This window comes from Atopobium sp. BS2 (assembly GCF_000565075.1).
Lineage (GTDB): Bacteria > Actinomycetota > Coriobacteriia > Coriobacteriales > Atopobiaceae > Lancefieldella.
The window spans coordinates 1-14496 of the sequence record NZ_JDFG01000039.1 but is presented as its reverse complement, the minus strand read 5'-3'; the positions used below and the strand labels follow the sequence as shown (position 1 = coordinate 14496).

The window sequence follows — 14496 nt, the reverse complement described above, 5'->3', positions numbered from 1 at the left end:
CTTATCGACGACTTTCCTCCGTCTGACGAGTATTTTGTTGCTCGTCAGGTTAAATCTATCGCACGACTTCGCATGGCTGGCTGTCTTGTTGCGTTTTCCTTATTTCCTGAAGCGCGTCAGTTAATTGATGAAGTTCCGAGCGTATATGTTCTGGGAAAGAATGAGCTTCTTACCTTTATGCCTGGCATTGATAATTCAGAACAATCCATTTTGAATAGTATGAGATTGACACGTGGCATTCCAACGCTTGTGTATTCTTTGCCGGTCACGTTCTGTGAGCGTGGTGATGCTGACGTTCCTATTACGTATCTAACTAGTCTGGCTTGTGTTGTATCGTATATGCTCAGGAGCACTCTTGGCATTGAGGAACTTAGGCTTAGATTAGGCATGATGTTACTTGGCGTTGGTTCGTTTGATGATTTGAGCCGTATATGCGGACAAGCCGATCTTGAGTATTTGGCCAAGATAGAACAAGATGCGCCTTTCTTTGGCGTACATGTAGAGACTAGGCGTTTCTCGTGCCTTCATACTACAAGATTTGATGTGTTGAACTTTAATAAACAGGAGCTTGTCGCTCTAGTGGGCAAACATGAAAAACTCGTTTTGAAAGCTATAACCCTGCTCATTGATAGGGAAGATTTTTCTAAGGCTGCATTTGTGAGCTCGTTGATTAGAGAAGAGATTACCTGGGAAATTGTGCTTTCTCATGCAACGGAGTTTGTTGATGCTGGATATATTGAGCTGGTAGATAATGCGCTTACCGCCACACATTCTGACTGTACGCTAGAAAACTCAAGTAAAAAAGCCGCAAAAAGAATGGTGGACGCTCTGTCTAATACCAAAGGTCTAATGAACGGTAAAGATGCTGGTAAAACCCTTGAGAACCTTACCTCATTTAATGGTTTTCTCAAGCAGACAGCTTACATAACATTGCTAAAGCTGCTTCTACAAAAACCGCTGCCTGCCTTGAAAGAGGATCTTGAGTTAAGCCCGCTGGAAAAGAAAGTTGCACTCCATAAACGTGCGATTGATTTGGCTGTCCAGGGAAATTTTAAATACGCCCTTCAACTGCTACTTCTTGAGCAACAGCATGAAAAGAGCTCCTCTATAACCTCGTCAATTCAAACAGTTGATGTTGAATTGCTTTACGCATTGCTGGGTGTATATCAAAAGGACTTTGATGCACGCAGCTCCAAAGCGCTCTCCTTTTTACAAGAGGGTGAGGCTGGAGGCTTAAAGGGGTCTGTAGGATTACTTAAATGTGTTCGCCATCTTTTTGAAAAGAGCTCTTCTGTGGGTGATTTATACGACACCGAGCAGCTTATCAGTCAAGCAGAACGGCAGGGTAATCGTATGATTCAAGTACCCGCACTTCTTATTGGAGCGCTTCTCAGTCTCAGAAGTAGGGCATATCCCAAAGCTCAGCTCCAGGCGAGAAGGGCGATGCTGTTGAGTAGGGAATGGGACTCAATATATGTAACGCAGGTTGGAAAGATTCTCGAAGATATTGCTGGATTTTTCTTGGGCGTTATTCCCACAGAGAAAAGTCTTGAAGCAATTACCCATCCATCTCTAAAAGCAGTATGTAGAACAATACATAAAGCTCTCTTTAAAAGTGTAAAAGGACACTCTCCTGTCTGGCTGGATGAGGTTGAGTATGGAGTTCCTGAAAATGCCATGTGGCTTATGAGGGCACTTTTGTCTGACGAGTCTGAATTTCAGCAGTGTCTAGAACAAGAAATGCCAGAAGAATGGCTGCATTATTTACGCTCAAATGAGGGTAAGCGAGATGTAACAAAATGGAGAGCATTTCGGCAAGTAACAGGGGATTCTCGGACTGAAAACTCTGTGGTTAAGAGTTCGCGCGTAGAGAAGAAACAGAATGCTCACCCTGGGGTGTACATCGCTCTTCTCGGCAGATTCAGTTTGTCGGTTCAAGGAGAGGAGATTGCTGGCAGAAAAATTGCTTATCGCTCGGCAAAGGCGCTGCTTGTATATTTGGCGCTTGCCCACAATCACATGAGCTTTAGGTCGCAGATTGCTCAGCAGATTTGGCCAGAGGCTGATCAAGCACATTGGCAAGAGCGTCTGTATCAAGCTACTCGGGTTATTCGCAAAGAGGTACAGGAAATCAAGAAAGGCTGTGAGCCTTTGGAAGCATCCCGGATTGAAAGAACGCTTGGTTTTAATCCCCAGCAGGTAACCGTAGACATTGATATTTTTACGCGATTAGCAAAGAGCGTTGCATCATCGAACAGCGATGAAGACATAGTGCATCTGGCTAAGCAGGCGGAAGAGCTGTACCAAGGGGATTTGTATCTTCCTGAGGATGAGTGCTTTAGGTTTGCAGATCCCATCCGTACTGCCTTGAGAGATCAATACATAGAAACCATGGTGACAGCTTCAGCAGCCGCTTTGAGAATTACTCACTATACGCTCGCAGTGCACTTTGCAGAGCTTGCCTACCTTGTTGATGATATGCGAGAAGACACGCTTATGGCACTTATCCAGGCGCTCAGAAAATGCGGTCGAGCACAGGATGCACAACAGTACTATGACTTGTACGTGCAGAAATACGTTACGAAGCGTAGAAAAATGCCTTCCAAACAGCTTAGGATGATTGCAGGCGCAGAAAAGGGAAAAGAATCAATAGAAACCAGTGGTGGAGAAATAACGAAATTGGGATTTTACGACGCCATGTAGTGTGATTCAAGCAGTTAGACAGGGTATGATATATAAGTTGAATACTGTGTCTATCAACCGAAGATAGATGCCCGACGTCAAGGAAAAAGCTATGCCTAATTTCCTCTCTAAGATTCTGTCCTTTGGTGCTGATAAGGACCTCAAAGCATATAAGCGTATTGTCGAGAAGATCAATGCGCTTGAGCCAACAATGCAGGAAATGAGCGATGAAGAGCTTCAGGCTCAGACCGAGAAGTTTAAGGCTCGTTATGCCGAAGGAGAAAGTCTAGACGATCTTCTCCCAGAGGCTTTTGCGACGGTACGTGAGGCGTCAGTAAGAACTATTGGTCAGCGTCACTTTGATGTCCAGCTCATTGGTGGTATCGCGCTGCATAAGGGCACTATCGCAGAGATGAAGACCGGTGAAGGTAAGACGCTTGTCTCCACTCTTGCTGGTTACCTTAACGCACTGAGCGGCGAAGGCGTTCACATCGTTACGGTCAATGACTACCTGGCTAAACGAGACAGTGAGTGGATGGGCACCATCTACAAGTTCTTGGGCATCAGTGTTGGCCTTCTGCAGAACGGCATGCGACTGAGCCTTAAAAAGCCTGCATATGAGGCAGATATTACCTACGGCACAAACTCAGAGTTTGGTTTTGACTACTTGCGCGACAACATGGTTACTCGCCCAGAGATGCGTGTTCAGCGTGGACACCACTACGCCATCGTCGACGAGGTTGACTCCATCCTTATCGATGAGGCTCGTACCCCTCTGATTATTTCTGGTGCTGGCACTAAATCCGCAGGTACCTATAAGGATTTTGCAAAGGCAGTTCGTGGATTAACTCCAGATGTTGACTTTGAGATGGATGAGGCAAAGCACACCATTGCAACAACAGAGATTGGTCTCGAGAAGGTCGAGCGCGCTCTCAACATTGACGATATCTACAACGATGAGACTGGCCAGCTAGTCAATCACCTTCAGCAGGCGCTGAAGGCTGAGTATATGTTCCATCGTGACCAGCAGTACGTTGTCATTGATGGCGAAGTAAAGATTGTTGATGAATTTACTGGTCGTATCATGGAAGGCCGTCGTTATTCTGAAGGTCTTCACCAGGCAATTGAGGCAAAAGAGAACGTTCAGGTACGTGAAGAAAACCAGACTTTGGCAACTATCACCCTCCAGAACTACTTCCTCATGTACGACAAGCTCTCCGGTATGACCGGTACCGCAATGACCGAGGATGCAGAGTTCCGTGAGGTTTATCACGTTCCTGTTCAGGTTATTCCACCTAATCGCCCTGTGAAGCGTGAAGACCTCGATGACCTGGTCTACCGCACTATTGACGCTAAGTTCGAGGCTGTTGTTAAAGATGTTGAAGAGCGCCATCAGAATGGTCAGCCAGTACTTGTTGGTACCGTTTCCATTGACAACTCCGAGCGTATTTCTCGCATTCTGTCTAAGCGTGGCATTAAGCATAACGTTTTGAACGCTAAATTCCACGAGCGTGAGGCACAGATTATTGCTCAGGCTGGTCGTGAGGGTGCAGTTACTATTGCAACCAACATGGCAGGTCGTGGTACCGATATTCTTTTGGGTGGCAACCCAGATGTCATGGCTGAAGATATCCTTCGTAACCAGGGAATTGAGCCAGCTGAGGCTACTCAGGAGCAAAAAGAAGCTGCGCGCAAAGAAGCAAAGGAAATCTGCGCTACTGAGCGTGAGGCAGTAACCGCTGCGGGTGGTTTGTGCGTTATTGGTACCGAGCGTCATGAGAGCCGTCGTATTGACAATCAGCTTCGTGGTCGTTCTGGTCGTCAGGGAGACCCTGGTCAGACCCAGTTCTACCTTTCTCTTGAAGATGATTTGATGCGCCGCTTTGGTGGAGATCGCATGGATGGCGTTGCAGCAATGATGCAGCGCTATGAGCTTCCAGACGATATGCCAATTAAGGCAAAGATTGTTACCAAGCTTGTCGAGGGCGCCCAGCGCAAGGTTGAGGAAGTCAACTTTGCAATGCGTAAGAACGTCCTTGATTACGACGATGTTATGAACAAACAGCGTCAGGTCATTTACGCAGAGAGAAACAAGATTCTTGACGGCAAGGATCTTATGGAGCTCATCGAGACAGTCACTGCTTCTACTACTCAGCGCATTTGCGAGGAGTTCTGCTACGGAGATGCTGACGAGTGGGATTTTGAGGGTCTTGAGAAGTGGCTCACTGAACTTACTGGTAAGACTGATCTTCCAGAGTTTACCGAGGACACCAAGTTTGAGCAGCTTGAAGAAGATGTCACCGCATTTGTCCAAAAGACCTTTGACGAGAAGACCCAGAAGCTTGGTGAAGAAGTTATGCGTGAGCTTGCTGCTCAGGTAATGCTTCGCGTCATTGATACTCGTTGGATGGCATACCTCCAGGAGATGGATTACCTAAAGACCGGTATTGGTCTTCGTGGTTTTGGTCAGCGCGATCCTCTGGTTGAGTATAAGACCGAGGCATACGAGGCATTTACGCTGCTGGTAAACACCATGTACGAGGACTTCCTCCGCACTATTCTTCGCCTTGAGTTGGTTAATCGTCCACGTCAGAATACTGAGGCAGAGGCCTTCCAGAATGCTCACTATTCTGGTGGAGAAGAGACCGACGGCGATCAAAAGGCACTTAAGCAAGGCAAGAGCATGCTTAAGAATGCCGCAGCTATTGGAAAGAGTCCACAGGGAACCGGCGCTAGCCAGTCTTCTGTATCAACCTACCGTAAGTCTGACGATCCAAATCCTTACGTCAACGTCGGTCGTAATGACCCTTGCCCATGTGGAAGTGGCAAAAAGTTTAAGAACTGCCACGGCCGAAATAGGTAAGAATGGCTGATACAGAGGTTGTTTCGCTCCAAGCTTTAGCGGAGCGTCTCTCTGAGGTAGAAGGATATCTTCACCTCATTGAGAAGCGTCAGCAAATTTCAGAACTTGAGGCAGAAAGTGCTCGTCCCAATTTTTGGGACGACGCTGAAGCTGCGCAAAAAATAATGACTCAACTAGCATCACTTCGCGATGATGTTGCTGGTATTGATAGAGCTAAAGAGAAACTCGGTGATGCTGAGGCCGCTTTTGAGCTTGGAACAGAGCTTGGAGACCAAGCATCACTCGACGAATCTCAAGCGCTTGCGACATCTCTTGAAAAAGACTTGTCGGAGCTTGAGCTTTCAAGCTGGTTTACTGATGAACTTGATCATGGTGATGCAATTGTTACTATTAAGCCTGGTCAGGGTGGTCTTGAGTCTCAAGACTGGTGCGAGATGCTTTTTCGCATGTATCTCAAATATTGCGATCGTCGTGGTTGGAAAGTTGATATCAACGACGCTCCTGTTGCAGAGGTTATTGGTCTTGACCGCGCAACCTTTACGGTAAGTGGAAAAAATGCTTATGGCATGCTTCGTGCAGAACAGGGCGTGCATCGCCTGGTAAGAATTTCTCCTACTGACGATAAGAAACGCAGACAGACGTCATTTGCTGGTGTAGAAGTTTTACCTGTCCTTCCTGAAGATATTGAAGTTGATATTGATCCTAATGACCTGCGTATTGATGTTTACCATGCATCTGGTCCAGGAGGTCAGGGAGTTAACACTACAGACTCGGCAGTTCGTATTACACATATTCCAACAGGAACGGTAGTAACCTGCCAAAACGAACGCAGCCAGCTTCAGAACAAAGCTGCAGCGATGAATATCTTGCGTAGTCGTTTGTATGAGATTGAAAAGGAGAAACGCGAAGCTGAGCTGGATGAGCTTCGCGGTCCAAAGAGAGAAATCTCGTTTGGCAATCAAATTAGGAGTTATGTTCTTTATCCTTATCAGCTCATTAAGGACTTAAGAACAGGTGCAGAAACAGGAAACGTAGAGTCCGTTCTTTCAGACGGCGATCTTGATCAGTTCATCATTGCGTACCATCGCTGGGTTGTTGGCGGAAAGGATTAGTGTGCAAAAATCTACTTGGCAAAAGACCTTTAAAGATTCGTTCTTTATCGTCCTTGGCTGTGCAATTTTTGCAGTTGGCCTTGATGTATTTGAAGTTCCTAACGGACTTGCGGCTGGTGGTATTACTGGTTTTGCAACGATTATTAGAGCTGTTGCATTGCCTTTTGGTTTTGATTTGCCTGTTGGCATGCAAACAATCGCTATGAATATCATTTTGATGGCTTTTGTTGCAAAAAGCGGCAACAAAAAATACTTGCTCAAGAGCGTTGTAGGCTTCTTAATTTCCAGCATTTTTGTCGATTTATTTGCACCTTTTTTACCAGCTCTTGGCGCCAATGATCTTATGCTTGCTGCTTTGTGGGGCAGTATTATCTGTGGTTTTGGTCTTGGCCTTGTATTTAGAGCGGGTGGAAATACCGGTGGTACAGACATCATTGCTCAGGCGGTTTCCAAGCGCTTTGGTATTCCATCAGGCACTGCAATCATTATTGTAGACATTCTCATTATTATTGCGGCTATTCCGGTCTTCTCGTTAGAAAACGGTCTGTATTCTACCTTGGCAATCTTTGTCACAGGAAAAATGATTGACTTTGTCATCGACGGACCAAGATCTGAGCGCTGCGTTTACATTATTTCCTCTGAGCACGATGCAATCGCTCACGAGATTCTCTATAACCTTAATCGTGGCTGTACGGAGCTTCAGGCGCGCGGACTGTGGAGTGGTGCGCACAAGCCTGTTTTGATGTGCGTTCTTGGTCGTACGGAGGTTGTTCAGCTGAAAGTTATCGTTTCCGAGATTGACTCCGATGCACTGGTATTTGTTTCAGAGGTCCACGAGGCAATCGGCGAAGGCTTTAAGTCATTTGAGGCTTTGGAAAGCTAATCGCTGCTAATCGTTGTTTGGTCAGCAAGCTGCTCGACAGATGGTCCTGTGGAACTTCGGTGGGTGCATGTAGGTGGATGCGATTAAACACAATTGCACGTAAAATTTTGCGATGTAAAAAGGCGACCTGTAAAAGGTCGCCTTCTGTGTTCGCTTAAATAATAAAACGCAAGTCTTACTTAGCAGGAAGAATAGAAGGAGTGACGCAGACAACATCCTTAAGTCCTGCGGCTTTGAGCTCTTTGATCTGCTCGTCAGTTGCACCTGTATCAGTAATGAGCAGGTCAATGTCTTCTGCAGAACCAAACTGGAAGTTGGAAGTAGTGCCCAGCTTAGAAGAATCAGCAACAACATAGTGCTTTCTAGAGCGCTTGAGCATCTGAGCGTTAATTGCTGGCTCAGGGGATGTTGCAGAAGTAAGACCAAATTCTCCCGAGAAACCCGTGCAGCCCAAGAAGCATTTAGCAGCAGTAATGTGCTGGATGCACTCAAGAGCGGTATCACCAGTCATGGAAGCGCGTGGAGGACGGATGTCACCACCAGTAAGGATGATAGAAAGATCGTGGATGTTCTCAAGCAACAGCGCCTTGCCGTTGTTAGTAACAACAGTTACGTCGTGAGCATCAATCCACTCAAGCATCTCAAGAGCAACGGAGCTGGTGTTGATGAAGATGCAATCACCATCCTCAACGTAGCGAGCGGCCTCGCGGGCAATTGCTTTGTTAGAGCGAATCTGCCTTGAGCCAGAAGGACGACCATAAGGATTAAGCAGGGTAGCAATACCATACTGACGAGTCAGGATGCCGCGCTTCTCAAGAAAATCCAGGTCACGTCTGATAGTCAAAGAAGAAACTTCAAAATGATCAGCAAGCTCTAAAACACTTGCCTGTCCTTCTTTTTCTAGCAGCTCAGTAATTGCCTCGCGACGCGAATCTACGTAAGCCTTACTCCTTTTCATAAATACCCTCCCTTTATGAGCAACATTTTTTCTTTGAATGTTCATTCATCAATAAAATAGAACATCAGAAGAAGCATATCAAGATATTTCGGAAAATAATAGTGTGAATATATATGAATGTTTTAGATTATAAAAAATTTAACATATAAATTTTACATGGGATAATAGAAGGCGCTTCAATTACGTTCATAAAAACATGAACATTTGTATAGCTACATGAACAAAAGATGCGCTGAAAAAATATGAACAACTTTGATTACTGTTTGAGTAAAATTGATTGAAGTTAAGAACGTTTCGTGGCATATTATCAAGTTATTAAGACTTGTCATGAGGCGGCTTTGAGCCAATGTGTCTCATAAAGAGAAAGGCAAGGTAGTGCTGTGTTAAGTGATCTCCTTACCGAAGACCTGGTGCAGCTCAATGTTGTAGCTTCTAATTGGGAAGATGCAATTAGAAAATCTGCACAACCACTCGTTGATATCAAAAAAGTAACTGAGGGCTATGTTGATGACATCATTAAAGGTGTCAACGAACTCGGCCCTTATATTGTTATTACCGAGCATGTTGCTCTTCCTCACGCACGTCCTGAGTCCGGCGCACTTGAGCCTGCAGTAGGCATTACCGTGCTTAAGGATTCCGTTGAGTTTGGCAGCAAAGATAACGATCCAGTTAAGTTTCTTTTCCCACTTGCAGCAAAAGATAGTGAAGGCCACCTTAGTGCCCTTCAGTCTCTTGTTGAATTGCTGAGCGATCCAGATTTCTTTGCTCAGCTTGAAAAAGCTCAGTCACCAAAAGATGTTGTGGACCTTGTCCACGCAAAGGAAGGTAGGTTGTAATGGCTGATAAGAAGTTCCACGCACTGGTTTGCTGCCGTGCGGGTATGGGTTCTTCCATGATGCTCAAGATCAAGATTGACCAGGTCATCAAAGAGAATGATCTTCCAATCGAGACTGAGCACGGTAATCTGGATTCCCTGATTGGTTTCAATGGCGATTTTGTCATCACCATGCCTGACCTCACCGATGAGCTCAACGCTGACGATCGCGTTCCTTCTGCAGTTGGTATTACCAACATTGTTGACAAGGCAGAGATGAAGGAAAAGCTCACCGCTTGGCTCGCAGAGCACAACGCATAAGCTCCCCTTTGTATCTTTTTGGCGGGAGCTTCTCGTCTTACGCAATATGAGTTGCCTTTGGCGAGAAGCTCTCGCCAAACCTTTGACAAGAGGTACTTGTCACTTGATTTAGAGAACTTATCTGAGTAGGTTCGTCGGTTTTTTTGCTGAAAGGGATTACGCATACTCAATGCAATTCTCATGCAGCTCAGAGATACAGCCGTCATCATGGGCATTATTGCTCTTGTCGGCCTCTTGCTGCAGAAGAAGTCCGCTGTGGACGTCTTCTCCGGAACTGTGAAGACCATTATTGGCTTCATGATCTTCAACATTGGTTCTAGCGCTATGTCCGCTCAGGTCAACATCTTCAGCGACATGTTTAGTCGTGCATTCGCTGTTAAGGGCGTTGTAACCCAGGTTGAGGTCGCAACTGCTCTTGCACTGAATACCTATGGTACTGAGGTTGCTCTTGTAATGGTCCTTGGCTTCATCATGAACCTTGTGTTTGCCAAGATTACCCCATTCAAGTCCGTCTTCTTGACTGGTCAGCACTTCCTGTACTTCTCCTGCGTACTCGCACTGGTCTTCATTGCTCTTGGTCTCCCAATGTGGGTCACCATTGTTCTTGGTGGTGTCATCCTCGGCTTCTGCGGTGCTGCGCTACCTTCGTTGTGCCAGCCATTCGTAAACAAGCTTGTTGGTGGAGATTCCATCGCAATCGGCCACTTCAACTGCATCGGTTATGCATTCTCCGGTTACGTTGGAAAGCTCTTTGCTAAGAAGAACGAGGAGGAGGGCGAGAAGGAAGCTAAGGAGCTTCCAGAGTTCTTCAAGCTCTTCAAGGACTTTGTCTTCTCCGTTGCTCTCTTCATGATTGTTCTGTTCTACGTTGTTACTATTGCATGCCTTGTCACCGGTCACTTTGGCGACACCCTTGCAAACAACAAGCCATTCACCAGCTACTTTGGTAACGATATGTGGTGGATTTGGCCATTCCTTGCTGGTCTTCAGTTTGCTGCTGGTATGTCCGTTCTTGTTTACGGCGTCCGTCAGTTCATTGCTGAGATTACCGCTGCATTTGTCGGCATCTCCGAGAAGCTCATTCCAGATGCACGTCCTGCAGTCGACTGCCCTGCAATCTTCCCATTTGCACCAAACGCTGTCATCATCGGCTTCATTGGCTCCTTCCTTGGCGGCCTTGTTGCAATGGCACTTATGGTTGCATTCCACAGCCCAACCATCATGATTCCTGCAGCAGGTATCTGCTTCTTCTCTGGTGGTACTTGCGGCGTTTGTGGTTACGCTTACGGTGGATGGCGCGGTGCTCTTCTTGGCTCCTTCCTGGTTGGTATCTTCCTGACCGCTGGTCCTCTGATTCTCTATCCTGCATTTGCTCAGCTGGGAATTGCAGAGGCATCCTTCCCTAACGTTGACTACAACATCGTTGGTTCTATCATCTACGGCATCGGCTCACTCTTTGGTCTTGCCTAAGCCTAGATTTCTGTAGTACCTACTCAGCTCTACGGTTTCTTAGGGCGCTCGTGGAAAGCCCGCGGGCGCCCTTTTAAAAGCTTCACAACAAGGAAAAACATGGCAGACGAGAAGAACAGCAAAAGTGTTACTGAGTCAGTGCTTGGCGATATGTTTGGCCTCAGCGTTGACAAACAGCCTGCTCCAGAGCTTCCCAAAGATCAGTTAGTTCTAGAAGTTCTTGAAGATAGAACACGTTTGATGGTTCAGGGAATTCTGTACTTGCTCCTGGCGTTTGCTGCTCTTGCTCTGACATTTTTCTTTTGGGTTTACGCCAATGTAAGTGGCAATATTTTGGGTCTTGTTGGTGTTATTGCAGGACTCACCATTACGTGGTTTGCATCACGAGCCATGGGAAAACGCTTTAGTCGTTTTGCCAGCGGCATTCATGTTATTGATTTTGGACAGAAAAACGTATGTATCTTTGCAAAATCCGACAAGAGAAAAGCACTTGTCGTTCCTTATACCAAGATTAAAAGCTACAAACTCATCCGACAGGGCAAGGCGCTCCGCCTGCTTCTTGAAGGCGCTTGGGTAAGCCATCCTTCCGGATTTGAATTTGTAGACATCAACCGTCCTTTTATGGCCTCCACTCTTGATGAAATTCAGGGGCAGATTGAGCAGCTTATGGCTCAACACAAGGTCAAAGAGACGCGTTAATTCATTGCGTAGTAAGTGTCTTTGAGCTTGGACTCACAGACAGATAAGGAGTTGTAATGGCAACTGAAAAAGAGCAGGTTCAGGAGTTTCTCTCCATTGTGGAAAAGTCGCTCCATCAGTATGTAGAGAGCATCGATTTTGACGCACTCTCCGCAGCTAAAAAGCTTATTTTAGACGCAGAGGCAAAGGGCGGCCGCCTGCACGTAACCGGTATTGGTAAGCCAGGTCACGTTTCTGGTTATGCTGCATCGCTCTTCTCGTCAACCGGAACTCCAACGTATGAGCTTCACGGCACCGAGTGCGTTCACGGATCTGCTGGTCAGACTCGTCCTGGTGACGTCGTTATTGCTATTTCCAACTCTGGCGAGACTGGCGAGCTCAAGGCTACGGTAACCTGCCTTAAGAACGTTGGCGTGCACATTATTGCGCTGACCGGTAATCCAAACTCTTGGCTGGCAAACGAAGCAGAGGTTGCTCTCATTGCAGGTGTTGAGCAGGAGGGCGATTCCATGAACAAGCCTCCACGCGCTTCTATCTTGGCAGAGATTATGGAGCTCCAGTGCCTCTCTATCCTGCTTCAAAACGAGTACGGCCTTAATCCAGAGCAGTACGTTAAGTGGCATCCCGGTGGAGCTCTTGGCGCGTCCATTCGCGAGGGCAAATAACCCCAGGTAAACACTGTAAAGTATACAGAGGAGTTTGCATGTCAACATTTAAGGGCGTTATTGTCCCTATGGTTACGCCGTTTAACCGTGACGAAGAGCAGTCTATCAACTACGAAGCCGCTGAGCAGCTTCTGGAAAAGCTCATCTCCGAGGGCGCTGACGGCATCTTTACGTTTGGCTCCAACGGTGAGTTCCACGTTTGTAACCCTGACGAGAAGATCAAGTTCTCCAAGTTTATTATCGAAAAAACCGCCGGTCGTCTTCCTGTTTACGTAGGAACCGGCGCATGCTCAACAAAAGAGGCTCTCTACATGAGCTGTGAAGCAGAGGCAATTGGTGCCGATGCACTTTCCGTTATCAACCCTTACTTCCTGGGCATTTCTGACCAGCAGCTGGTTGAGTACTTCAAGACAGTTGCCGCAAGCGTCAAGATTCCTGTCCTTCTGTACAACATTCCTAAGGGAACCGGTAAAAACATCTCTAAAGAGGCTGTTGAGCAGCTGGTAACCATTGAAAACATCAAGGGTATTAAGGACAGCTCCGGCAACATTGATAACCTCAAGGATTACCTGGACGCCGCAGCTGGTCACGACGTTGACGTACTTGTAGGCTCTGACGGAAAGATTTCTGAGGCTCACGCCCTTGGAGCTCAGGGTACTATTGCGGGTACTGCAAACCTTATCACCAAGGTTGTTGTTGACCTTTGGAAGGCTCTTGAGGCAGGAAATGCAGAGGAGGCAGCTCGCCTCCAGGCAGAGATTGAGCCAATCCGCGACATCCTGCACCTTGGAAGTACACCTCAGACCCTCAAGCGCTCTCTTGAGCTTGCTGGATATCCTGTTGGTCCTGCTCGTTTCCCTGTTACAGAGGTTGCAGAGGGTGTTGACGAGAAGATCTATGCAATGCTTGGCCATTACGGAATTGCTCATAACTAAGTATCAAAACGACGGGTTTCTCGCCAGCTCAAGAGGGTAGAGCGAGATACGTTTACAAGGAGATGTTGTATATGAAGATGCAGAAAGCTGCTGTTTCTCAGGCACTGGTTGATACCTGTGCGTTTGCAGTTGTTCGCGTCCCAACGGTTGAGCGTGGTATTGAAATTGCTGAGGGCCTTGCAGAAGGCGGTGTTCACGCAATGGAGATCAGCTACACCCTGCCAAATGCCGGCGAGGTTATTGCTGCAATTAGAGAGCGTCTTGGTGACAAGATGATTGTTGGTGCAGGCACTGTTATGGAGCCAACAACTGCTCGTCTTGCTATTATGGCTGGCGCACAGTTCATTGTTGCTAACTGCGGCTCTGATGAGGTTGCTCGTATGTGCAACCTGTATCAGATTCCTTATGCACCTGGTTGCACCACAATGACCGAGGCAAACCACAGTCTTGAGATGGGCGCTGCCTTTATTAAGTGCTTCCCAATCTCTAACGTCTATGGCCCTGAGCTGGTTAACCTCTTTAAGACTCCAACTCCTTGGATGCCTCTGATGGCTTCTGGCGGCATTAATCTTGACAACCTTGCTGAGTGGCTTGAGCGTGGCGTTGATTGCTGCGGCATGGGAAGCCTGCTTACTAAGGGTTCAAAAGAGGAGATTGCCGCTAACGCAGCTAAGGTGCGTGCCATCATTGATGAGACACGTGCAAAGATGCAGAGTGCATAAGTAACGCTTTTTTTGCGATTGTCAGACCGCCTTTTCTGAAATGAACTGCCTTCCATTTCTTGGACACGAGAAATGGAAGGCAGTTCAAAACACACCTAAGTCGGATAATCTGTTAAAAAGACGTATACATGACGCAGAAAATACCCCAATCATGCAGATTATCGTCATTAGGTGTGTAAAATGCCCGCAATTGAGCAGAATATCTGACTTAGGTGTGTTCCGTAGATACAGAATTTATCGATAGTTAAATTTCTTATATTTCTTTATTCATGTTTAAGCATATTAGATGAAGTTTATGCATAGAAATGTATATCAAGCGGTGCAACCACCTAGCTGCCTGGCTATCTTGATTAGGAACATGTCGATTCTTCA

Annotated in this window: 12 protein-coding genes and 1 pseudogene; 12 read left to right on the top strand and 1 reads right to left on the bottom strand. The window is 46.6% G+C overall.

What is annotated here, in order from left to right:
- Positions 1-72: 72 nt before the first annotated feature.
- The 5 genes and pseudogenes from HMPREF1492_RS04720 to HMPREF1492_RS04705 all read left to right on the top strand — a co-directional run bounded on the left by HMPREF1492_RS04720 (position 73) and on the right by HMPREF1492_RS04705 (position 7540).
- Positions 73-2703, top strand: a complete 2631-nt coding sequence (locus HMPREF1492_RS04720; protein ID WP_198014346.1) for an AfsR/SARP family transcriptional regulator — start codon at positions 73-75, stop codon at positions 2701-2703.
- Between the two features lie 91 nt (positions 2704-2794).
- Positions 2795-5338, top strand: a pseudogene (secA, locus tag HMPREF1492_RS04715) (preprotein translocase subunit SecA); the annotation flags it as partial.
- 27 nt (positions 5339-5365) lie between these two features.
- Positions 5366-5545 (top strand): SEC-C metal-binding domain-containing protein, encoded by a 180-nt coding sequence (locus tag HMPREF1492_RS07910; protein ID WP_396427219.1) that lies wholly within the window; start codon positions 5366-5368, stop codon positions 5543-5545.
- A 2-nt stretch (positions 5546-5547) separates the two neighbouring features.
- Positions 5548-6657: a peptide chain release factor 2 gene (gene prfB, locus HMPREF1492_RS04710; protein WP_035436477.1), complete on the top strand. Its 1110-nt coding sequence runs from the start codon at positions 5548-5550 to the stop codon at positions 6655-6657.
- A 1-nt stretch (position 6658) separates the two neighbouring features.
- Positions 6659-7540, top strand: coding sequence for a YitT family protein (locus HMPREF1492_RS04705; RefSeq protein WP_035436475.1), 882 nt, complete (start codon positions 6659-6661; stop codon positions 7538-7540).
- Positions 7541-7715: 175 nt separating this feature from the next.
- Here the strand turns inward: HMPREF1492_RS04705 and HMPREF1492_RS04700 are convergent, their stop codons facing one another.
- Positions 7716-8498: a DeoR/GlpR family DNA-binding transcription regulator gene (locus tag HMPREF1492_RS04700; protein WP_035436473.1), complete on the bottom strand. Its 783-nt coding sequence runs from the start codon at positions 8496-8498 to the stop codon at positions 7716-7718.
- A 380-nt stretch (positions 8499-8878) separates the two neighbouring features.
- Here HMPREF1492_RS04700 and HMPREF1492_RS04695 point away from each other — a divergent pair, with 380 nt between their 5' ends.
- From HMPREF1492_RS04695 to HMPREF1492_RS04665, 7 genes are all read left to right on the top strand, one after another.
- Positions 8879-9334: a PTS sugar transporter subunit IIA gene (locus tag HMPREF1492_RS04695; protein ID WP_035436471.1), complete on the top strand. Its 456-nt coding sequence runs from the start codon at positions 8879-8881 to the stop codon at positions 9332-9334.
- A complete protein-coding gene (locus HMPREF1492_RS04690) occupies positions 9334-9633 on the top strand; it encodes a PTS sugar transporter subunit IIB (RefSeq protein ID WP_035436468.1) in 300 nt (99 codons plus the stop codon). The genes HMPREF1492_RS04695 and HMPREF1492_RS04690 overlap by 1 nt, the downstream gene beginning before the upstream one ends.
- A gap of 180 nt (positions 9634-9813) precedes the next feature.
- Positions 9814-11103, top strand: a complete 1290-nt coding sequence (gene ulaA / locus HMPREF1492_RS04685) for a PTS ascorbate transporter subunit IIC (protein WP_232215619.1) — start codon at positions 9814-9816, stop codon at positions 11101-11103.
- Between the two features lie 99 nt (positions 11104-11202).
- The gene (locus HMPREF1492_RS04680; protein ID WP_035436463.1) at positions 11203-11802 is read left to right on the top strand and encodes a hypothetical protein; all 600 of its coding nucleotides are present in this window, start codon (positions 11203-11205) and stop codon (positions 11800-11802) included.
- A 56-nt stretch (positions 11803-11858) separates the two neighbouring features.
- Positions 11859-12467, top strand: a complete 609-nt coding sequence (locus HMPREF1492_RS04675) for an SIS domain-containing protein (RefSeq protein ID WP_035436460.1) — start codon at positions 11859-11861, stop codon at positions 12465-12467.
- Positions 12468-12505: 38 nt separating this feature from the next.
- Complete coding sequence (locus HMPREF1492_RS04670) at positions 12506-13402, top strand: dihydrodipicolinate synthase family protein (protein ID WP_035436457.1); 897 nt, start codon at positions 12506-12508, stop codon at positions 13400-13402.
- 71 nt (positions 13403-13473) lie between these two features.
- A complete protein-coding gene (locus HMPREF1492_RS04665; RefSeq protein WP_084054985.1) occupies positions 13474-14124 on the top strand; it encodes a beta/alpha barrel domain-containing protein in 651 nt (216 codons plus the stop codon).
- Positions 14125-14496: the final 372 nt, after the last annotated feature.